17 protein-coding genes are annotated in these 20,608 nt (G+C 65.8%); 4 read left to right on the top strand and 13 right to left on the bottom strand.

Going from position 1 to position 20,608, the window contains the following annotated elements; all coding sequences use genetic code 11:
* Positions 1-27: 27 nt before the first annotated feature.
* The 11 genes from rpsA to F467_RS0109050 form a co-directional block, all read right to left on the bottom strand.
* Positions 28-1,698 (bottom strand): 30S ribosomal protein S1, encoded by a 1,671-nt coding sequence (rpsA, locus tag F467_RS0109100; protein ID WP_012982611.1) that lies wholly within the window; start codon positions 1,696-1,698, stop codon positions 28-30.
* An 82-nt stretch (positions 1,699-1,780) separates the two neighbouring features.
* Positions 1,781-2,488 (bottom strand): (d)CMP kinase, encoded by a 708-nt coding sequence (cmk, locus tag F467_RS0109095; protein WP_012982610.1) that lies wholly within the window; start codon positions 2,486-2,488, stop codon positions 1,781-1,783.
* Positions 2,485-3,789 carry a 3-phosphoshikimate 1-carboxyvinyltransferase gene (aroA, locus tag F467_RS0109090; protein ID WP_018139266.1) on the bottom strand — a complete coding sequence of 435 codons (1,305 nt, stop codon included), beginning with the start codon at positions 3,787-3,789 and terminating at the stop codon, positions 2,485-2,487. The genes cmk and aroA overlap by 4 nt, the downstream gene beginning before the upstream one ends.
* A 3-nt stretch (positions 3,790-3,792) precedes the next feature.
* Entirely contained in the window at positions 3,793-4,674 is an 882-nt protein-coding gene (locus F467_RS0109085; RefSeq protein WP_012982608.1) for a prephenate dehydrogenase/arogenate dehydrogenase family protein, read from the bottom strand.
* A complete protein-coding gene (gene hisC, locus F467_RS0109080; protein WP_018139265.1) occupies positions 4,671-5,828 on the bottom strand; it encodes a histidinol-phosphate transaminase in 1,158 nt (385 codons plus the stop codon). Before hisC ends, F467_RS0109085 begins: the two co-directional genes overlap by 4 nt.
* A 12-nt stretch (positions 5,829-5,840) precedes the next feature.
* The gene (gene pheA / locus F467_RS0109075) at positions 5,841-6,899 is read right to left on the bottom strand and encodes a prephenate dehydratase (protein WP_018139264.1); all 1,059 of its coding nucleotides are present in this window, start codon (positions 6,897-6,899) and stop codon (positions 5,841-5,843) included.
* A 60-nt stretch (positions 6,900-6,959) separates the two neighbouring features.
* Complete coding sequence (locus F467_RS0109070) at positions 6,960-8,123, bottom strand: 3-phosphoglycerate dehydrogenase family protein (protein WP_012982605.1); 1,164 nt, start codon at positions 8,121-8,123, stop codon at positions 6,960-6,962.
* 38 nt (positions 8,124-8,161) lie between these two features.
* Entirely contained in the window at positions 8,162-9,247 is a 1,086-nt protein-coding gene (gene serC, locus F467_RS0109065) for a 3-phosphoserine/phosphohydroxythreonine transaminase (RefSeq protein ID WP_018139263.1), read from the bottom strand.
* The gene (gene gyrA, locus F467_RS0109060; protein ID WP_018139262.1) at positions 9,244-11,856 is read right to left on the bottom strand and encodes a DNA gyrase subunit A; all 2,613 of its coding nucleotides are present in this window, start codon (positions 11,854-11,856) and stop codon (positions 9,244-9,246) included. The genes serC and gyrA overlap by 4 nt, the downstream gene beginning before the upstream one ends.
* Before the next feature lie 141 nt (positions 11,857-11,997).
* Positions 11,998-13,074 carry an S-methyl-5-thioribose-1-phosphate isomerase gene (gene mtnA, locus F467_RS0109055; protein WP_018139261.1) on the bottom strand — a complete coding sequence of 359 codons (1,077 nt, stop codon included), beginning with the start codon at positions 13,072-13,074 and terminating at the stop codon, positions 11,998-12,000.
* 12 nt (positions 13,075-13,086) lie between these two features.
* Complete coding sequence (locus F467_RS0109050) at positions 13,087-15,417, bottom strand: DNA internalization-related competence protein ComEC/Rec2 (RefSeq protein WP_018139260.1); 2,331 nt, start codon at positions 15,415-15,417, stop codon at positions 13,087-13,089.
* Positions 15,418-15,530: 113 nt separating this feature from the next.
* Here F467_RS0109050 and F467_RS0109045 point away from each other — a divergent pair, with 113 nt between their 5' ends.
* Positions 15,531-16,100 (top strand): DUF2062 domain-containing protein, encoded by a 570-nt coding sequence (locus tag F467_RS0109045; RefSeq protein WP_018139259.1) that lies wholly within the window; start codon positions 15,531-15,533, stop codon positions 16,098-16,100.
* A gap of 68 nt (positions 16,101-16,168) precedes the next feature.
* Here F467_RS0109045 and F467_RS0109040 read toward each other — a convergent pair whose 3' ends face one another.
* Both F467_RS0109040 and F467_RS0109035 read right to left on the bottom strand, forming a co-directional pair.
* On the bottom strand, positions 16,169-16,882 hold the full coding sequence (locus F467_RS0109040) for an ABC transporter ATP-binding protein (RefSeq protein ID WP_026182225.1): 714 nt from the start codon (positions 16,880-16,882) through the stop codon (positions 16,169-16,171).
* The gene (locus F467_RS0109035; RefSeq protein WP_018139257.1) at positions 16,875-18,125 is read right to left on the bottom strand and encodes a lipoprotein-releasing ABC transporter permease subunit; all 1,251 of its coding nucleotides are present in this window, start codon (positions 18,123-18,125) and stop codon (positions 16,875-16,877) included. Before F467_RS0109035 ends, F467_RS0109040 begins: the two co-directional genes overlap by 8 nt.
* Positions 18,126-18,216: 91 nt before the next feature.
* On the opposite strand from F467_RS0109035, the gene F467_RS0109030 reads away from it, so the two are divergent.
* From F467_RS0109030 to F467_RS0109020, 3 genes are read left to right on the top strand one after another with little or no spacing between them, the layout of a single operon-like run.
* Complete coding sequence (locus tag F467_RS0109030) at positions 18,217-18,615, top strand: hypothetical protein (protein ID WP_018139256.1); 399 nt, start codon at positions 18,217-18,219, stop codon at positions 18,613-18,615.
* Positions 18,612-19,682 carry an agmatine/peptidylarginine deiminase gene (locus F467_RS0109025; protein WP_038049141.1) on the top strand — a complete coding sequence of 357 codons (1,071 nt, stop codon included), beginning with the start codon at positions 18,612-18,614 and terminating at the stop codon, positions 19,680-19,682. Before F467_RS0109030 ends, F467_RS0109025 begins: the two co-directional genes overlap by 4 nt.
* A 6-nt stretch (positions 19,683-19,688) precedes the next feature.
* A complete protein-coding gene (locus F467_RS0109020) occupies positions 19,689-20,588 on the top strand; it encodes a carbon-nitrogen hydrolase (protein WP_018139254.1) in 900 nt (299 codons plus the stop codon).
* Positions 20,589-20,608: the final 20 nt, after the last annotated feature.

The raw sequence follows: 20,608 nt of genomic DNA, 5'->3' as shown, positions 1-20,608 counted from the left end.
GACACCGTGGACTTTATTGTGACGGACTTAGTCGTTCTTGCCCATCTGTTCCTTCAGCAGATCGCCAAGGGAGGTCGTCGCACTACCGCTCGCGGAGTAGTCGGAGACCATCTCGGCCTCTTCGGCGCGGTCCTTGGCCTTGATCGACAGGCTGATCGCACGGGTCTTCTTGTCCACACCCATGAACTTGGCCTCGACCTCTTCGCCAACGTTCAGCACGGTCCGCGCATCTTCCACACGGTCCTGGGAGATATCGGCCGCACGCAGGATGCCGTCGATACCGTCAGCCAGCTCGATCACGGCCGCCTTGGCGTCCACTTCCTTGACCGTACCCTTCACGATGCTGCCCTTGGTGTGCTCGGCCACGAAGTTGGAGAACGGATCGCGGTCCAGCTGCTTCAGACCCAGGGAGATACGCTCGCGCTCCGGATCCACCGACAGCACCACGGCCTCGACTTCGTCGCCCTTCTTGAAGTTGCGGATCGCCTCTTCACCGGCCTCGTGCCAGGACAGGTCGGACAGGTGGATCAGGCCGTCGATGCCGCCATCCAGACCGACGAACACACCGAAGTCGGTGATCGACTTGATCTGGCCACGGACCTTCTCGCCACGATTGTGGTTGGCGGCGAAGTCGTCCCACGGGTTGGACTGGCACTGCTTCATGCCCAGCGAGATGCGGCGGCGCTCTTCGTCCAGGTCCAGGATCATCACCTCGACCTCGTCGCCGATGGCCACGACCTTGCCCGGATTAACGTTCTTGTTGGTCCAGTCCATCTCGGACACGTGCACCAGGCCTTCCACGCCGTCTTCGATTTCCACGAAGCAGCCGTAGTCGGTAATGTTGGTGACCTTGCCGAAAATACGGGTGCCGGTCGGGTAACGGCGGGTGATGTTCTCCCACGGATCCTCGCCCAGCTGCTTCAGGCCCAGCGAGACGCGCATGCGTTCGCGGTCGAACTTCAGCACCTTGACTTCGACTTCCTGGCCGATCTCGACCACGTCGGAGGGGTGCTTCACGCGCTTCCAGGCCATGTCGGTGATGTGCAGCAGGCCGTCGATGCCACCCAGATCCAGGAACGCACCGTAGTCGGTCAGGTTCTTCACGATGCCCTTCACGACCGCGCCTTCCTGCAGGTTCTTCAGCAGTTCTTCGCGCTCGGCGCTGTATTCCTGCTCGACCACGGCGCGGCGCGATACGACCACGTTATTGCGGCGGCGATCCAGCTTGATGAGCTTGAATTCCAGTTCCTTGCCTTCCAGGTACGCGGTATCGCGCACCGGACGTACATCCACGAGTGAACCGGGCAGGAACGCACGGATGTCTCCCAGCTCGACGGTGTACCCGCCCTTGACCTTGCCGGAGATCTTGCCGGTGACGTACTGCTCTTCTTCCATCGCACCTTCGAGACGATCCCAGGCCTTGGCGCGCTTGGCCTTCTCGCGCGACATGCGCGTCTCGCCGAAACCGTCTTCGGGGGTTTCGAGGGCCACTTCGACGACATCGCCGACCTTGACCTCGAGCTCGCCCTCGTCGTTCATGAACTGCTCGGTGGGGATGACCCCCTCGGACTTCAGGCCGGCATTGACCACGACCACATCCGGGGTGACCTCAATGACGGTGGCACTGAGGATGGCACCCGGCTGCATCTGGGTGTAGGCCATGCTCTCTTCGAGCAGTTGCGCGAAACTTTCACTCATGGATTTAAAAACCTGTGATTAAACAAACTCTTGAAGAAACTTCCTACAAGAGGGTTTGAACGTTAATGTACCCGCTTCGAGGCTATCCCTCGATTCGGGGGCTTTGTTCCGGGAGTACGTCCCGGAGGCGCTCCAGGATCATGTCCACCACGCTGACGATGTCGAGTTCCGTGGTATCCAGCACCCAGGCATCTTCGGCGGGCTTGAGGGGAGCCACGCTACGCTCGCGGTCACGGCGGTCGCGCGCCTCCATCTCATCCTGAAGGGCGGAAAGATTAGCACTAAGTCCTTGTTCCTTCAACTGCATGTAACGCCTGCGCGCCCGCTCCTCCGCCGAGGCCGTCAGGAAGATCTTGAGGTCCGCATCCGGGAACACCACGGTGCCCATGTCGCGCCCGTCCGCGACCAGCCCCGGGGCCTGAGCAAACCATCGCTGGCGATCGAGCAATGCCTCGCGTACAGCGGGCAGCGCGGCGACCTGCGAGGCATCGGAACCCGCCTGTTCGGTGCGCAGGAGCACGTCCACCGGCTGGCCCTCAAGCAGGGTCGTTACCCTTGCCGCATCGCCGTCGATCTCGAAGCTGACGTCCAGTGCGCCGGCCAGGCGTTCGAGTCCTTCGATATCGGTCAGCTCCACCCCATGCTGGCGCGCGGCAAGGCCCAGCAGTCGGTACAGGGCCCCACTGTCGAGCAGGTGCCAGCCCATCGCCGCGGCGACGCGCATGCACACCGTCCCCTTTCCGGCACCACCCGGGCCGTCAATGGCGAGCACCGGGATCGCCGCCGTCATGCCGCCTCCAGCGACAGACCGGCATTACGGGCAAGGTCCACGAAACCCGGGAATGATGTCGCCACATTGGCGCAGTCACGAATGCGAATCGGGCCACTGGCCCGCAGCCCGGCCATCGCGAACGACATCGCGATACGGTGGTCGCCATGGCTGTCGATCTCTCCGCCGGCGAAACCCTCGCCGCCCAGAATGCGAATACCATCGCGCTGCACCGAGCACTGCACACCCAGCGCCTGAAGCCCATCGGCCATCACCTGAATGCGATCGCTCTCCTTGACCCGCAGTTCTTCCGCGCCCGTCAGGACCGTCTCGCCCTCGGCGCAGGCCGCGGCGACAAAGATGGCCGGGAATTCGTCGATCGCCAGCGGCACCAGCTCGGTCGGGATTTCGATCCCCTTCAGGCGCGTGGCATGTACCTCGATGTCGGCCACCGGCTCGCCGCCGGCTTCGCGTTCGTTCTCCACGCGGATATCCGCGCCCATCAGGCGCAGGATGTCGATCACACCGGTCCGGGTCGGATTGATGCCGACGTGTTCCAGGCGCATCTGCGAGCCCGTCGCGATGCTGGCGCCCACCAGGAAGAACGCGGCCGAGGAAATGTCCGCCGGGACATCCACCGAACTGGCCTGCAGGCGCCCGCCACCGGTCACGCAGGCCTTGGGACCATCCCGGGTAACGACACAGCCGAAGCCATTCAGCATCCGCTCGGTGTGGTCCCGGGTGGGCGCGGGCTCGGTCACACAGGTTTTCCCCTCTGCCCACAATCCCGCGAGCAGGATCGCGGACTTGACCTGTGCGCTGGCCACCTGCAGCACATGATCGGTGCCCCGCAGGGGTGCGCCGCCACGGATGCGCAAAGGCGGCGTACCGGCCTCACTGGTCTCGATCTGTGCACCCATGAGCGCCAGGGGCTCGGTGACCCGGCGCATGGGGCGACGCGTCAGGGATTCATCGCCGATGAGCTCGCTATCGAACGACTGCCCGGCGAGCACCCCGCAGAGCAGCCGCATGGCGGTCCCCGAGTTACCCATGTCCAGCGGGCGATCCGGGGCCTGCAGGCCCTGCAGGCCCCGGCCCTGGATCACGACCTCGCCTGGCCCTTTGCGCTCGATCGGCACACCCATCGCGCGAAAGGCCTCCAGCGTCGCCAGGCAATCGGCCCCTTCGAGAAAGCCGGTGACACGCGTCTCGCCCTCGGCCAGCGCACCCAGCATGATCGAGCGATGGGAAATGGATTTGTCGCCCGGCACACGGGCGACACCGGAGAGCGTGCCCCCCGGCTGTACGGTAAAGGTGTTCATCTGTCAGGTATCCAGTTGTGCATCCGCCGGGTCACAAAAACGATCCCGGGTTTCCTTTGCGTGCCGAAAGCGCGTCTCGATCGCGGGCCCGTCCGCCGATTCGATCATCCCGCGTAACTGCTCCAGGTCACCCTGGTAGCGTTCGATCACCTCGAGGATGGCCGTGCGGTTGGCCAGGCAGATATCGCGCCAGACCACCGGGTCCGACGAGGCAATGCGGGTGAAATCGCGAAAGCCGCCCGCCGCATAATGAAAGATCTCGTCGCGCTCGCTCATGTCCGACAGTGACGCCACCAGCGTGTAGGCCAGCACGTGAGGCAGATGGCTCGTCGCCGCGAGCACCCGGTCGTGGTGGGCGGGTGTCATGAATTCCACCCGCGCACCAGTCGCCTGCCACATCTGTGCAATGCGATCGCTGGCCATCGGATTGGTCGCATCCGCCGGGGTCAGGATCACCAGCCGGTCCCGAAAGAGGCTGGGGAATGCCGCCGCCACCCCGCTCTTCTCGGTCCCGGCAATCGGGTGACCAGGCACAAACTGGCGCGGCGTGGTGCCAAAGCCCTCGGTCACCGCGTCGATCACGGCCTGCTTGCTCGAGCCGACGTCCGTCAACGGGCTGTCGTCCGGCCAGCAGCCGGCCAGGTCGCGTGCCAGCGGGCCCATTGCCCCCAGCGGCACTGCCAGTACGCCGATATCCGCCCCTTCCGCGGCCTCCGCCACCGAGGTCGTCCAGCGGTCGATCACGCCCAGACGCTCGGCCTCGCGCAGGTTGTCCGCATTGCGCGAACAGCCCACGATCTCGCGTACCGCTCCCGCCTCGCGCAAGGCGAGCGCGAGCGAGCCACCAATCAGGCCAACCCCGAAGATGACCAGCCGCTCGATCATGCCAGGGCCCGATCCAGCGCCTGCAGGAAGCGTTCGTTGTCCTCGGCCGTGGAGACCGTTACCCGCAGATGCCCGGGCAGCCCGTAGTTCTCCACTGGACGGGTGATCACGCCTTCGCGTTGCAACGCCTCGTACACCGGCCCCGCATCACGCCCGGTGTCAAAGGTAATGAAGTTGCCCACCGACGGGATCACGCGCAGTCCCCGCTCGCGGAGACCTTCGTCAAGCTGCGCCAGCCCCTCGCGGTTGACGCGCACCGAACGCTCGATATGCGCGGAGTCCCCCAGTGCGGCAAGACCTGCGGCCTGTGCAACCGCATTCACATTGAACGGCTGGCGCACGCGATTAAGCAGTTCCGCGACCGCGGGCGAACTGACGGAATACCCCAGGCGCAGACCGGCAAGGCCCTGAATCTTTGAAAACGTGCGGGTCACGATGAGATTGGGATAGCGCGCGACCCACTGGGTGGTATCGGGATAGTCTTCCTGCTCGACGTACTCCGCATACGCCTCGTCGATCACGACCAGCGTAGTGGCCGGCATCGCTGCCACGAAAGCCTCGAGTGCTGCGCGCCCGACCCAGGTCCCGGTCGGGTTGTTCGGATTGGCCACGAACACCACCCGCACGGTGTCATCCACTGCTTTCTGCATCGCAGCCAGATCATGCCCGTATGGCTGTTTCAGGTCGGCCGCAGGCAGCGCTTCGACCACCCGGGCCTCGGCCCCCACCGCCTGGGTAACCAGCGGATACACGGCAAAGGCATGAGCCGAAAAGATCGCGGCCCGACCGGGCGCCAGCCAGGCCCGCGCAATCAGCTCCAGGATCTCGTTGGACCCATTGCCGAGGGTAATGGCATCCGGTTCGACACCATGCCGGGTGGCCAGCGCGGCCTTCAGTTCGAAGCCTGCCCCATCGGGATAGATGTGGGCCTCGCTCATCGCCGCGCGTGCGGCCTCCACCGCCTGGGGCGAGGGCCCCAATGGATTCTCGTTGGAGGCCATCTTGATCGCCTGCTGGATGCCCAGCTCCCGCTCGAGCGCCGCGATCGGCTTGCCGGGCTGATAGGGCGTGAGGCCCCGAACGCCATCCACGGCAAGCGCGGCGGCATCAAAACCACCCGGGTTCTGGTCGGACACGGGGTTGCGTGAAGCCATGGAATGCCTCGGTTAGGTAGCGGCCTGAGGATAGCTCCCCAGCACCTTGACGGTATCGGCGGTCTGGCCCAGCTGCTCAAGACAATCCTGGATTGCCGGATCCTTCTGGTGGCCCACCAGATCCAGGAAAAACACATAGGTCCACTGGGTACAGCGCGAGGGCCGGGACTCGATCCGGGTCAGGCTGATGCCGGCCTCTGCGATCGGCTTGAGCAGTGCATACAGCGACCCTGGCCGGTTCGCGGTACTGAGCATGATTGAAGTCCGGTCCGCACCACTCGGATCGGTGGACGCGGTGCCAATAATCAGGAAGCGCGTGGTGTTGTCCGCGCGATCCTCGACATGCTGCACCCGCAGTGGAACACCATAGTGCTCGGCGGCCACGCGGCTGGCGATCGCCGCGCTTTCCGGATCTTTCGCCGCGACCTCCGCCGCCCGCGCGTTGGAGGACACCGCCTCGCGCTCCGCGTGTGGGAGGTGGGTGTCCAGCCACTGCCGGCACTGGGCCAGCGCCTGGGCGTGCGCGCGGACACGGCGAACCTGGCTCAGGTCTTCGGCCTGCGCCAGAAGATGATGATGGATCGGCGTCACGACCTCGCCGCAGATCTGCAGCGGCGAATCGAGGAAACAGTCCACGGTATGCGTGACCACGCCCTCGGAGCTGTTCTCGATCGGCACTACACCGAACTGCGCCCGCCCGGCTTCCACCGCGCCAAACACCTGATCGATCGAGGTCAGCGGGGTGGCCTCCACCGCATGACCAAAGTGCTTGCGTGCCGCCAGGTGGGTAAACGTACCCTCGGGGCCCAGATAGGCGACCGTCAGCGGGTGCTCGAGCGCCAGGCACTCGGACATGATCTCCCGGAACAGCCGGACCACGGCCTCGCCGGACAAGGGTCCGGGATTTTCCTCGCGCACGCGTCGCAGGATCTCGGCCTCGCGCTCCGGCCGGTAGAAGACCGGATTCGGCTCGAAGTCGCGCTTGACCCGCGCGACCGCCTCGGCGCAGCGTGCACGCTCGCTGAGAAGCTCCAGCAACTGCCCGTCCAGCGCGTCGATGCGGTTGCGCAAGGACCCGAGGTCTTCCGGCCCCGTAGCGGCTTTCGGCGATGGCCCCTTCTTCGTCACGATCTACAGCACCCGTGCGCGCAGCACGCCATCAATCTGCAGCAACGCATCCAGCGTGGACGGGTCGGGCTTGCCGTCCACGTCCAGAAGCGTATACGCGAGATCCCCACGGGAATCGTTCATCAGGTGCAGGATGTTCAGGTTGGATTCGCCCAGGACATGCGAGATGCGCGCCACGCGATCCGGGAGATTGCGGTTGACCACCGCGATGCGGGTGTCGCCCTTGCGGTCCAGCACCAGGGTCGGCAGGTTCACCGAATTGACCACATTGCCGTTCTCGAGATAGTCGCGCAGCTCGTCGGCGATCATCACCGCGCAGTTCTCTTCCGACTCGGTCGTCGAAGCCCCCAGGTGCGGCAGCGTGATGACCCGCGGGTGGCCCAGCATGTTGGGCACCGGGAAGTCGGTAATGTAGGCGTGCAGCCGCTCGGCATCGAGCCCTTCGCGCACGGCCTCGTCATCGACGATGCCCTCGCGCGCCAGGTTCAGCACCATCGCGCCTGGATTCATACCAGCCAGCCCCTTGGCATTGACGATATGGCGAGTGTTCTCGGTCAGCGGTACATGTACCGTCACCGCGTCGGCACCCTCCAGGGCAGCTTCCACGGAGCGCGCCCGCTCGATGTCCGAATCGAGGCGCCAGGCATTCTCGACCGTGACCTTGGGGTCGAAACCCACGACTTCCATGCCGAGGGCCTTGGCCGCATTGGCCACGCCGACACCGATGGCGCCCAGTCCCAGCACGGCGAGCTTGCGCCCGGGCAGTTCGAAGCCCGTGAACCGCTTCTTGCCGTGTTCGACCGCGGCCATGAAGTCGTCCTTGCTCGGGTCCAGCTCCTGCACATAGCCGGCCGCCGGGAGCAGATTGCGCGCGCCCAGCAGCAGGCCGGCGATCACCAGCTCCTTGACGGCATTGGCATTGGCCCCGGGCGCGTTGAATACCGCGACCCCACGGTCCGACAGCGCCGTGACCGGGATATTGTTCACCCCGCTGCCAGCCCGCCCGACGGCCAGCACGGACTCCGGGATATCGACATCGTGCAGATTGAACGAGCGCAGCATCAGCGCGTCGGGCTGATTGATGTCCGAGGCGACCTCGTAACGGTCCCGCGGGAAGCGATCCAGCCCGCGTATGGCGATATTGTTGTAGGTCTGTATGCGGTACATCCGGGTCCTCCGTGATCGGTTACCCCAGGGGGACACGCTCAGGCGTGGCGGTTCTCGAAGTCCGCCATGAACTCGATCAGCGCGTCCACAGCACTCTCCGGCACGGCGTTGTAGATGCTAGCGCGCATACCGCCCACCGAACGATGCCCTTTCAGCGACGACAGCCCGGCGGCATCGGCCTCGTTCAGGAACGTACCATCCAGCGAGTCGTCCGCGAGGATAAACGGCACGTTCATCCACGAACGCGCATCCGGCTCGACCGGGTTGCGATAAAACGCCGAGTTATCCACGAAATGATAGAGTTTCTCGGCCTTGCGCTGGTTGATCTCGGCCATCTTGTCCAGCCCGCCCTGCTCCAGAAGCCACTCGAAGACCAGTCCCGCCAAGTACCAGCCGAAGGTCGGCGGCGTGTTGTACATGGAGTCGTTTTTCGCCTGCAGCGTCCAGTCGACCACCGCCGGCAGATTCGGATTCGACTCTTTGTCCAGCAGGTCATTGCGAACAATCACCACGGTCAGCCCGGCGGGCCCGATGTTCTTCTGCGCGCCCGCGTAGATCACGCCAAATTTCGACACGTCGATCGGGCGCGAGAGGATGGTGGAGGACATGTCCGCCACCAGCGGCTTGCCCCCGACATCCGGGACCTCGTGAAACTCCACGCCACCGATCGTCTCGTTCGGGGTGTAGTGCACGTAGGCGGCATTCGGGTCCAGATTCCAGCTGTCGCGCGCCGGGATCGAGGCGTAGCCACTGGCCTGCGAGCTGGCGACGATATTCACCGGCCCGAACTTCTGGGCTTCCTTGATCGCCTTGCCCGACCAGGCCCCGGTGTCGATGTAGTCCATCGGTTTTCCGCCCGAGTGCAGGTTCATTGGGATCGCCGCAAACTGGCCGGTCGCCCCACCCTGCAGGAACAGCACACTGTAGTCGTCCGGAATGTTCATCAGCTTGCGCAGGTCTTGCTCCGCCTTCTCGGCAACCTGCATGAACGGCTTGCCGCGATGGCTCATCTCCATAACCGACATCCCGGCGCCATGGAAATCGATCAGTTCTTCGCGTGCCCGTTCCAGGACCGCCTGCGGCAGCGCAGCCGGCCCCGCACTGAAGTTATGCACTCGGCTCATTCCGGATCTCCGTTGTCCATGGTGTTCTGCGTGGATTCGTCGTCCTCGCTCTCGCTGTCGTCGTCCAGGTCTTCATCCTCGCCCTGCAGCTTTTCGACCCGGGCCAGTTCCACCAGGCGCTCGCCCTCGTCCAGGCGGATCAGCCGCACACCCTGCGTATTGCGCCCGATCAGCGGGATCTGGTCCACCGGTGTACGCACCAGCGTACCGCCCGTGGTGATCAGCATCGCCTCGTCGTCTTCCAGCACGCGCGCGGCCCCGACCAGTGGCCCGTTGCGCCCCTCGGTCTGGATCCCGATCACGCCCTGGCCGCCACGACGGTGGACCGGGAATTCGTCGAAGCGAGTCCGCTTGCCGTAGCCGTTCTCGGTGGCCAGCAAGGCGGCACCCTCGGCGACATTGAGCAGCGCAATCACGCGATGATCCGATTCCATGCGCACGCCGCGCACACCGCAGGCGGTACGGCCCATCGGCCGCACGTCGTTCTCGGAGAAGCGCACTGCCTTGCCGGCCGTGGTAACGAGCATTACGTCCATCTGGCCATCGGTAAGCGAAACGTCCACCAGGTAATCGTCGTCGCGCAGATCCACCGCGATGATCCCGGTCGAGCGGCGGCGCGAGAAGTCGGTCAGCGGGGTCTTCTTGACCGTTCCGCGCGCGGTCACCATGAACACATAGTGGTCCGGGTCGTACTCGCGCACCGGCAGGATGGCGTTGATTCGCTCGTCCGCTTCCAGCGGCAGCAGATTCACGATCGGCTTGCCACGCGAGGCGCGCGAACCCTGCGGCAGTTCATAGACTTTCAGCCAGTAGACCCGCCCGCGGCTGGAGAAACACAGCACCGTGTCGTGCGTGTTCGCGACCAGCAACCGGTCGACAAAGTCCTCTTCCTTGAAGCTCGCGGCCGCCTTGCCGCGACCGCCTCGGCGTTGCGCGCGGTAGTCGGCCACCGGCTGGTACTTCACATAGCCGGCGTGGGAGAGCGTCACCACGACGTCTTCCTCGCCGATCAGGTCTTCCAGGGTGAGGTTCGCCTGGCGCTCGCGGATCTCGCTACGGCGTTCGTCGCCGAACTGCTCGGCCACGGCCAGCAGTTCGTTGCGGATCTCCTGCTGCAGGCGCTCCCCCGAACCGAGAATGTCGAGCAGGTCCTCGATCAAGTCGAGCAGCTCCCGGTATTCGTCGAGGATCTTGTCCTGTTCCAGCCCGGTCAGACGGTGCAGGCGCAGATCCAGAATCGCCTGCGCCTGGGCCTCGGACAGGCGATAGCCGTCGTCGCCCACGCCGTAGTCCGCTGCCAGATCCTCCGGACGCGAGGCGCTGGCCCCGGCCCGGTCAAGCATGTCGCTGACCACGCCCAGCGGCCAGCTGCGCGCCAGCAGGCCGGCCTTGGCCTCGGCCGGGTTGGGGGCGGCACGGATCAGTTCGATCACCGGATCGATGTTGGCCAGCGCGATCGCCAGGCCTTCCAGGATATGGGCGCGCTCGCGCGCCTTGCGCAGGTCGAAGATCGTGCGGCGGGTAACCACCTCGCGGCGATGCCGCAGAAAGGACTCCAGCACCTGACGCAGATCCAGCACCTTCGGCTGGCCGTCAACCAGGGCGACGATGTTGATGCCGAAGACGTTCTGCATCTGCGTGTGCATGTACAGGTGGTTCAGGACCACCTCGGCCATCTCGCCGCGCTTGAGCTCGATGACCAGTCGCATGCCGTCCTTGTCCGACTCGTCGCGCAGCTCCGAGATGCCGTCGATGCGCTTTTCCTTGACCAGCTCGGCGATCTTCTCGGTCAGGCGGGCCTTGTTCACCTGGTACGGGAGTTCGGTGACGACGATCGCCTCGCGCTGTCCGCCCTCCAGCGGCTCGACATGCGAGCGCGCCCGGATCAGCACCCGGCCACGACCAGTGCGATAGGCCTCGCGCACGCCTTCCACGCCGTTGATGATCCCGGCCGTCGGGAAATCGGGGCCCGGCACGTGCTCCATCAGACCTTCGATGGATATCTCCGGGTCATCAATCAGCGCCACACAGGCGTTGATCACCTCGCGCAGGTTGTGCGGCGGGATGTTGGTCGCCATCCCCACCGCGATCCCGGCGGAGCCGTTGACCAGCAGGTTGGGAAACTTGCTCGGCAGTACCGCCGGCTCCGTCTCGGAGCCGTCGTAGTTGTCGATGAAGTCGACGGTTTCCTTGTCGATATCGGCCAGCAGCTCGGCCGCGATGCGCGCCATGCGCACCTCGGTATAACGCATGGCCGCCGGGGAATCACCGTCAATGGAGCCGAAGTTGCCCTGCCCGTCGGCCAGCATGTAGCGCATCGAGAACGGCTGCGCCATACGCACGATGGCGTCGTAGACGGCGGAGTCACCATGCGGGTGGTATTTACCGATCACGTCACCGACCACGCGCGCCGACTTCTTGTACGGCTTGTTGTAGTCGTTGCCCAGCTCGCGCATCGCGTAGAGCACGCGGCGATGGACCGGCTTGAGGCCGTCACGGACATCGGGGAGGGCCCGGCCCACGATTACGCTCATCGCGTAATCGAGGTAGGACTGCTGCATCTCGTCTTCGAGATTGACCGGGAAGATTTCCTTGGCAAATTCAGCCATCGAGGGTTACGCCGTCCGTCTGAACAAGCTCGCGATCATACCACAGGGGTAACCACTGGGACCTAGCAAATGGGCCTGAAATCGCCCCTCCGTAGCTCTCAGCCGGGGTGCACCACTGTGAAACACCGTGATCCGGCGCTGTCAGCCCTCCACAACAGGCTCTCCAGCGACGGCTTTCCGCCGCAGGGCGGCCAGTTTGTCCCGATCCGGCGCCTCGACCACACCGTGCTCGGTCACGATCGCGTCGACCAGGTGCGCCGGCGTGACGTCGAACGCCGGGTTGTAGGCCCGGGCGCCGTCCGCGGCCACGCGCTTCCCGGCGAGAGCCAAAACCTCGTCTTCGGCGCGCTGCTCGATCGGGATACCCTCCCCGTCCGGCATGTCGAAGTCGATGGTCGACAACGGGGCCGCGACCATAAAGCGCACGCCGTGGGCACGGGCCAGGAGGGCCAGCCCATAGGTGCCGATCTTGTTCGCCACATCGCCGTTCGCCGCAATGCGGTCGGAACCCACGATCACCCAGCCGACGCGTCCGGAACGCAGCAGACTGGCGGCCGCCCCTTCGCACAGCAGCTGTACCGGGATACCGTCATGCACGAGTTCCCAGGCGGTCAGCCGGCTCCCCTGGAGCCACGGGCGGGTCTCGTCGGCAAAGACCTCGGTCACCCGACCCTCGTCCCAGGCCGCCCGAATCACCCCCAGGGCCGTGCCATAGCCCCCGGTGGCCAGCGAACCCGTATTGCAGTGGGTCAGCACCGCCTGTCCCGGCTCAATCAAGGAAGCCCCGTGCCGCCCCATGCGACGGTTGCCCGCGATGTCGTCGTCCAGCATCTGCCGGGCCGCGGTCGTGGTCGCCTCAATGGCGGCCTCCGGATCCGGGGCGCCATCGACCTCCCGGGCCATGCGGTCCAGTGCCCAGAACAGATTCACCGCCGTGGGCCGCGAGGCCCGCAGGCGATCCATGTCCGCGGCCACGCGTTCGCGCCAGTCGTCCCGACCCCGGGCCTTCTGGCAGGCCAGCACGACCCCGAACGCGGCCGTGATCCCGATGGCGGGCGCACCGCGCACGACCATGTCGCGTATCGCGGTCGCCACCTCGCCGGCATCGGTGTAGCACTGGCGCACGGCCTCGCCCGGCAACAGGCGCTGGTCGAGCAGATAGAGGTTGCCGTCTTCAAAGCGAATCGGGCGGATCGTGTCGGAGCGGTGTTCGGTCATGGCGTTATTCTATCAGGGCTCATTTCGGTCAGGGCTTCTTGGATGCCAGAATCGCAGCCGCGGACGGCCTGTCGCCGGAGCGCTGTCGAGTTGGGTACTGCTCGTGACCAGCGCCCCGCTGCGCCCAGTCTCGTACAGGGGAATACCGCTTAGCTCCAGCCGTTTCCGTGCCTCGTCGGGCAAACCGGCACCCTCGGCAGTCGTCGCAGCCCAAACCTGACCGGGCGGGAATTGCGCCAGCCAGTCGTCCTGCAGGGCGCGCGGGTTGGAAGTCCTCGGCGCTACCAGCAAGTCAACCGCAAATCCTGCGGTGCCCCGACGCATCACGGCCTCGCCGAGACCATCCAGCCCGCCCATGACCAGCAGGGTCGCGTCCGCCCCCTCCACCTTCAGCACACAGGACGCGGACGAGTCGTCATTCCAGCCCGGCGGCGGATGGAGTATCTCGAAGCGCACACCGTCCCAGTTCCACTGATCCCCCTTTTCGCAACGTTCGTCAGTGCCATGGCTCACCGGGGTGCGCCGCAGCGTGCGCCTCACCGAGATCTGTTCCCGGACTACCGCCACGCCGCCGGCGTGCCCGGCATGCTCGTGCGTCACCATCAGCGTGTCCAGGGAGCGGATGCCGCCCGCCCGCAAGGCCGGCACCACAATTCGGTCACCCGCGCTGAAGCCGCCCTCCCGGCCCGGACCCGCATCAATTAACAGCGCGTGTCGTCGGGTCTCGACGATGGTGGCCTGCCCGGCGCCAACGTCCAGGACCTGAACGCGCCACTGCCCGGCCGCAAAGTCCGGGCGCAACGGCGCGACCAAGGCGATCGCAGCCACTGCAATCCAGGGCGCCAATCGCCGGGCGAGCGGCTGCAAGGCCAGGAAAACAGCCACCCCGCCCAGCAGGGACGCGGCCACCGGCACATGGCGCTGGTCCACCAGGACAGGGATCCCTGCCAGTGCCTCGAGCGTCATCACCAGCAGTGCCAACAGGCCATCCGCAATGCATAACAACAAGCCACCTGCGGCCGGCCACCCCCACGCGAGCAAGGCACCGACCAGCAACAACGGCAAGATCAGTAGCGTCACCATCGGCACCGCGACCAGGTTGGCCACGGGTGCGACCCAAGACCCCAGCTGGAACCAGGCCAGACTGAGCGGCAGCATCGCAATCGCCAGCACGACCTGGATGCGCAGGCCTTCGCGCCAGCCGGTCGTCCCGACCCGACCCTGCAACAGCAGCAGGATCACGGCCACTGCGCCGAACGAGAACCAGAACCCCGGGGCCAGCACGCTCGGTGGGTGCACAATCAGCACCATGGCCGCGGCAAGGGCCAGGGCGCGCCAGGCAACACCCTCGCGACGCGACAGCACCGCAAGCGTGAGCGCAATCAGCATCAGCAAAGCCCTTTGGGTCGGGATGCTGAAACCGGCGAGTACCGCATAGCCCGTGGCGGCCACCAGCCCGACCACACCCATGAACAGCCAGCGCCGCAGCCGTCTTATAACGGCCACCCCGGACCACAACCATCCGGCAATGCCGCCGGCAAACCCCGCCACCAGGGCCACATGCAACCCGGAAATCGCCATCAGGTGATTCGTCCCGGTGTGTAGAAAGGCCTGCCATTCACTCTCGGTCATGGCCTGACGATTGCCGATGACCAGCGCCTGCACCAGGCCCGGGTGACGCAAATCCGGTGCCGCGCGCTCCAGACGCGCCTGCATTGCGGCCCGAAGGCGGTGCATGATCACGCGGCCCCTGGCCCCCTCGTGCACGCCTGCCAGTGGGGTAACGGAACGCGCAACGGCGCTGCCGTGCATCCCCTCGCGGTAGAACCAGCCTGCGGCATCGAATCCCCCGGGGTTGCGGGGGCCGTCGACACCACGCAATCGCAAGTCCAGCCGCAGCGAATCACCCACCTGTATCGCCGGCCGCGCGGGGAAGGTGCTCACCCACAACTCGCGGCCTTCAAGCTCCAGCCCCGGGCTGCCCTGCTCGATCTCCGACACCCCAACCCGGAACCGGCTGCGCCGCTCCCCGTGCTCCGGCAAACTGACCACCTGTGCCCGCACCGAGACCTCGACTCCCGACCACTCGGGACCCACGACCTTGCCCGACCAGTCCGTCGCATGCGGGAGTGCCAGCCACACGCCCGCGAGCAACCCCAGCGAGGCTGCTGGCAACCACGTGAAAGGAGAACCTCGCCGAGCCGCCTGGACCCAGCCAAGTGCGACCAGCGCGCCAGCGACAGGCAGGAACACTCTCAATGGACCTTCGAGCAAGACAGGCAGGACGGGGAGCTGGTGCAACCCCCACACACCGGCGATCAGACCCAGGACCGCGACCATCATGGCGCACGGTCCCGTCCAGGAAGAGTTGGAATCCTCTCCCCAGGGCCCAGTCCTAGCAGGTAGGATGCACGCCCAGGATTGGGCCTGCGAGAGTCCGACAGATACCCACAGACATGGCGAAGCACATCATCAGAAGGCTGTTCCCCGGCATGGAGGGCGTGCGCGGCCATCGCGCACTCTCCCCACTGGGGCCGCGCCTGCGGTCTCCGGATCTGTGGCATCTGAACCGCCGCTCCGTGGCTGGTGCGTTTGCCGTTGGGCTGTTCGTGACCTTCCTGCCTATCCCTATGCAGATGCTGGTCGCCGCGATTGTCGCGCTGATTGTGCGCGTCAACCTGCCCATCTCGGTGATCCTGGTCTGGATCTCCAACCCGATCACCATGCCCCCCATGTTGTATATGGCCTATACCGTCGGCCGCAAGCTGCTGGGTGAGCCGCCCCGCGATGTGCATCTCGACTGGAGTTGGGAATGGTTCAGTACCGAGCTGCTGACCATCTGGCAGCCGCTACTGCTCGGCAGCCTGCTCTTCGCGACGCTGGCCAGCCTCTCCGGATATCTGCTGGTGCGTGTGCTGTGGCGCGTGAATGTCGTACAGCGCCTGCGGACCCGTCGCGCGTTGCGGCGGTTACGCCAGGAGAGGAACAAGGAAAAGGAAAAAGCGGAAAAAGACGATTCGAGCTGACCGTCGGCGCACAACACACGGTGACTGTAAATCAGCAAGGCTTTGCCCAGCGCTCCCGAGCGGACGGATCAGTCGTCGGCCAGCTGGCCGTGGAAGTGCTCGCGCTCCAGGTGCCCCTTGACCAGCTGTACCGACCGATCCAGCTCGCGCGCGAGGGTGATGTCATGCGTCACCAGTGCCAGCGCGGTGCCGGTCGAACGGTTCATCTCGCGCAGCAGCGCGAACACATGCTGGGCGCGCTCCTGATCCAGATTCCCGGTGGGCTCGTCGGCCAGAATCGCGGACGGCCGCGTCACCAGCGCCCGCGCGATCGCCACGCGCTGGCGCTCGCCCCCCGACAGTTCGGCCGGCTTGTGCGCACCACGGTGCCCGAGGTCGACCTGCCCGAGCCAGTGCTCTGCCTCCTGGCGCGACCGACGGCTGGAGGTCCCCCGGATCAGCAGAGGCAGCGCGACATTCTCGACCGCCGTCAGCTCCGGCAGCAGGTGATGGAACTGGTAGACGAACCCCAGGTGCTGGTTGCGCATTCGGCCCCGGCGCGCCTCGCCCATGCGCGACCACTCCTGCCCCAGCAGCCGAACCTCGCCCGCCGTGGGGCGATCCAGTCCCCCGAGCAGATGCAGCAGCGTACTCTTGCCGGAACCCGAGGCACCGATGATCGCCGTCTGGTCGCCCCGCTCCAGGCGAAAATCGACGCCCTGCAGCACGGCCACATCCAATTTGCCATCACGGAAACGCCGCTCGACCCCCATGGCCTCCAGTACAGGCACAGTCTCAGTCATGGCGCAGGGCCTCCGCCGGCTGTGTACGGGCCGCCCGCCAGGCCGGGAACAGCGTCGCCACGACGGTCAGCAAGAACGCAATCCCGCCCACCCGAAAGACATCGGATGCTTTCAGTTCCGACGGCAAGTCACTGATGTAGTAGACATCGGCCGCGAGAAACTCGATACCCATCGCGCGTTCGATAAAGGGCACCACGACATCGATATTGAGCGCCAGCGCGACACCGGCGACCGAGCCGAGCAGGATGCCGATCGCGCCGATCACCACCCCCTGGACCACGAACACCAGCATGACCCCCGAGGGGGACAGCCCAAGGGTTCGCAGTATCGCGATATCCCCCTGCTTGTCGGTCACCAGCATGATCAGCGTGGAAACGATATTGAAGGCCGCTACCGCGACGATCAGGGACAGGATGATGAACATCACCATCTTCTCGATCTGGATCGCGCGAAACAGGTTCGCGTGCTGGCGCGTCCAGTCGGACACCCGGAACAGCCCGTCAAGCTGACTGGCCACCTCGCGCGAGACCACACCCGCCCGCATCATGTCCGTCAGGCGCAGGCGCAGGCCGGTGACGCTCTCGCCGGTCTGGAAGACCGCCTGGGCGTCCTGCAGATGAATAAACGCAGTCCCGCGGTCGTACTCGTACATCCCGACCTCGAAGATCCCCGCCACCTCAAATCGTCGCATGCGCGGCATTACACCCGCTGGCGACACCGAGGCCTGTGGCGCCATCAGGATCAGAGAATCGCCTACCCTCACGCGCAGTTCCGCTGCCAGCTCGCGCCCCAGCACAATGCGGTAGGCACCGGGTTCGAGCTGCCCGAGCCGGCCCTGAGTCATGTGCTCGCCGATCCGCGCCACGCGCTCCTCGGCCCCCGGGTCCACCCCGCGGATCAGCGCACCGGAGATGTTCCCGGTGGCACTGAGCATCGCCTCGCCCTGGACATACGGAGCGACCGCCAGTACTCGCTCGTCGATCGTCTCGACCTGCTCCTTCAGCGACTCCCAGTTGCGCAAGCCACCATTCACGTCCTGGATGGTCGCATGCGACGCCATGCCCAGGATGCGATCGCGCAGCTCGCGTTCGAAGCCGTTCATGACCGAGAGCACGGTAATCAGCGCCATCACACCCAGCACCAGGCCGAGGATCGAGACGACCGAGATAAAGGAGATGAAGTGGTTACGCCGTTTGGCGCGCGTATAGCGCAGACCAATGGCGAGCGGGAGCGGGCGGAACATCGAGAAATCATGCCAGAGTTACACGGGCGCGCCTATCCCCGATGGCACAGACTTTCACGATGGGAGGCACAGCCAACAGGATGACGCTACCATGTGGTTTATCGTCCGCGAGCCATCGGAGATTTGTCTCATGCAAGGGAATCATGCAAAGCCAACGCTTACCCGTCCGCGCGGCCTGCTCGCCGTCGCTGCCGCGGCGGTCCTGGTCATGACCACGGCACTGACCCCATTGACCGTCAACGAGGCGCAGGCCGAGATCCTGCGGGGCACAAGCGGAGACTTCGAAGTGCAAACCCGTGAGGGGCTGCCAGCCCGTGGCCAGAGCCAGTCCGGGGTGCGCAGTCGTCATGGCGAGCCCAGCCAGCGCCATCCCACGGTCGGTGATCCGCCGATCACCCGCTGGGACTACAGCGATTTCTCTGTCGTGTTCGAGGGCGAATACGTGCTGCACAGCATCGTGCACGGCGAACAGACCCCGCGTCGGCCGTGACGGGCGGCGCATCTTCCCCCCATACCCGGCGTCTACCAGCAGAGTGGGAACCGCAGGCCGGTGTTCAGCTCACCTGGCCGCATAGCGGTACCGACTGGGCCGGAGAACTCGACCGGGTCCACCCTGTCTTTGCCACCCTCGCGGCTGCGATCAGCCGTTTCGAGCCGGTGGTGATCGTCGCCCGCGACCCGGAACACATCGAAGAGATCTCCGGATTTCTGGTCGAGGCCGCCATCCGCAACGACCGTCTGTGGTTCGCGCTGGCCGACTCCGACGACACCTGGGCTCGCGACCATGGCCCGATTACCGTACTGGAAGGGCCGCAGCCCCGCCTGCTCGACTTCACCTTCAACGGCTGGGGCGGCAAATTCCCTGCAGAGCATGACAACGCGATCACCACTGCCCTGGCCCAGCAGGGCGTCTTCGGCCCGAACGTGCCGGAGCCCATCGCAATGGTGCTGGAGGGTGGCAGCATCGAGTCCGACGGCGACGGCACCCTCCTGACGACTGCCCAATGCCTGCTGCAGCCAACACGCAACCCGGATCTGGACAAGGCGGCGATCGAGCGCCGCCTGCACGAGCATCTGGGCACACAACGGGTCCTGTGGCTGGAACATGGCCACCTCGAAGGGGACGACACCGACAGCCACATCGACACCCTCGCCCGCTTCTGCAGCCCGGATACGATCGCCTATGTCCAGTGCGACGACCCCGATGATCCGCACCACGGCGAACTGGCGGCCATGGAGGAGGAACTCCGCTCGCTGCGCCAGGCCTCCGGCGCGCCCTACCGGCTGATTCCCCTGCCCTGGCCTCGCCCGCAGCGCGGCCCCGATGGCCAGCGCCTGCCGGCGACCTACGCAAACTTCCTGATCCTCAACGATGCCGTCCTGATGCCGGCCTACGACGACCCCGCCGATGCCATCGCGCTCGATCGCCTGACCGAGGCCTTTCCGGGGCGCGAAATCGTGGAAATCGACTGCCGGGCCATCATCCGTCAGGGTGGCAGCCTGCACTGCCTGACCATGCAATACCCCAAGGGCGCCCTTGGCATCCCGGAAGACTGATCTGTGATGACGACCGATACCCTTCCCGTGGCCCTGATCCAGCACCGCGATGCCGGGAGCGTCGAGGCCAACCTGGACGCGACCGCCCAGGCCGTAGCCGATGCCGCGGCGGGCGGGGCTCGCCTGGTCGTGCTGGCCGAGCTGCACACCGGCCCCTACTTCTGCCAGACCGAAGACCCGGGGGTCTTCGACCGCGCCGAGCCCATCCCCGGCCCGTCCACCAGGCGCCTGGGACAGATCGCCCGCGACAACGCCGTGGTGCTCGTGACCTCGCTGTTCGAGCGGCGCGCAGCCGGCGTTTACCACAACACCGCGATCGTCTTCGAGGCCGATGGCCGCCCGGCGGGCCTTTACCGCAAAATGCACATCCCGGACGACCCCGGGTATTACGAGAAGTACTACTTCACCCCGGGTGATACCGGCTTCGTCCCGATCGACACCTCGGTCGGCCGGCTGGGCGTGCTGGTCTGCTGGGACCAGTGGTATCCGGAGGCCGCGCGCATCATGGCCCTGTCCGGGGCGCAGTGCCTGATCTACCCGACCGCCATTGGCTGGGACCCGCGCGACGAGGCGGACGAGCAAACCCGTCAGCGCGAGGCCTGGATCACCGTCCAGCGCGGCCACGCGGTCGCGAACAACCTGCCGGTCCTCGCCTGCAATCGCACCGGACACGAAACGGACCCGTCAGAGACCAGTCCCGGGGCCCGGTTCTGGGGCACCAGCTTCGTTGCGGGCCCGCAGGGCGAGTTCCTGGCGCAGGCGGGCGAGGATCAGCCCGAGACCCTCCGCGCCACCCTGGACCTGGGTCAGACCGAGGCGGTCCGCCGGATGTGGCCCTTCCTGCGCGACCGTCGCATCGACGCCTACAGCCCGATCCTCAAGCGCTACATCGACCGCACGGACTGACCGCTACCGGCTAATTCAGC

This window comes from Thioalkalivibrio sp. ALJ12 (assembly GCF_000378305.1).
Taxonomy (GTDB): Bacteria; Pseudomonadota; Gammaproteobacteria; order Ectothiorhodospirales; family Ectothiorhodospiraceae; genus Thioalkalivibrio.
Note: the sequence above shows the minus strand (reverse complement) of the source record. Positions and strands in the feature narration are given on the sequence as shown.

Bases quoted from the DNA above. Each gene is read 5' to 3' on its own strand.
- rpsA (WP_012982611.1), bottom strand. From the start codon at position 1,698: ATGAGTGAAAGTTTCGCGCAACTGCTCGAAGAGAGCATGGCCTACACC.
- cmk (WP_012982610.1), bottom strand. From the start codon at position 2,488: ATGACGGCGGCGATCCCGGTGCTCGCCATTGACGGCCCGGGTGGTGCC.
- aroA (WP_018139266.1), bottom strand. From the start codon at position 3,789: ATGAACACCTTTACCGTACAGCCGGGGGGCACGCTCTCCGGTGTCGCC.
- F467_RS0109085 (WP_012982608.1), bottom strand. From the start codon at position 4,674: ATGATCGAGCGGCTGGTCATCTTCGGGGTTGGCCTGATTGGTGGCTCG.
- hisC (WP_018139265.1), bottom strand. From the start codon at position 5,828: ATGGCTTCACGCAACCCCGTGTCCGACCAGAACCCGGGTGGTTTTGAT.
- F467_RS0109070 (WP_012982605.1), bottom strand. From the start codon at position 8,123: ATGTACCGCATACAGACCTACAACAATATCGCCATACGCGGGCTGGAT.
- serC (WP_018139263.1), bottom strand. From the start codon at position 9,247: ATGAGCCGAGTGCATAACTTCAGTGCGGGGCCGGCTGCGCTGCCGCAG.
- gyrA (WP_018139262.1), bottom strand. From the start codon at position 11,856: ATGGCTGAATTTGCCAAGGAAATCTTCCCGGTCAATCTCGAAGACGAG.
- mtnA (WP_018139261.1), bottom strand. From the start codon at position 13,074: ATGACCGAACACCGCTCCGACACGATCCGCCCGATTCGCTTTGAAGAC.
- F467_RS0109050 (WP_018139260.1), bottom strand. From the start codon at position 15,417: ATGATGGTCGCGGTCCTGGGTCTGATCGCCGGTGTGTGGGGGTTGCAC.
- F467_RS0109045 (WP_018139259.1), top strand. From the start codon at position 15,531: ATGGCGAAGCACATCATCAGAAGGCTGTTCCCCGGCATGGAGGGCGTG.
- F467_RS0109040 (WP_026182225.1), bottom strand. From the start codon at position 16,882: ATGACTGAGACTGTGCCTGTACTGGAGGCCATGGGGGTCGAGCGGCGT.
- F467_RS0109035 (WP_018139257.1), bottom strand. From the start codon at position 18,125: ATGTTCCGCCCGCTCCCGCTCGCCATTGGTCTGCGCTATACGCGCGCC.
- F467_RS0109030 (WP_018139256.1), top strand. From the start codon at position 18,217: ATGTGGTTTATCGTCCGCGAGCCATCGGAGATTTGTCTCATGCAAGGG.
- F467_RS0109020 (WP_018139254.1), top strand. From the start codon at position 19,689: ATGACGACCGATACCCTTCCCGTGGCCCTGATCCAGCACCGCGATGCC.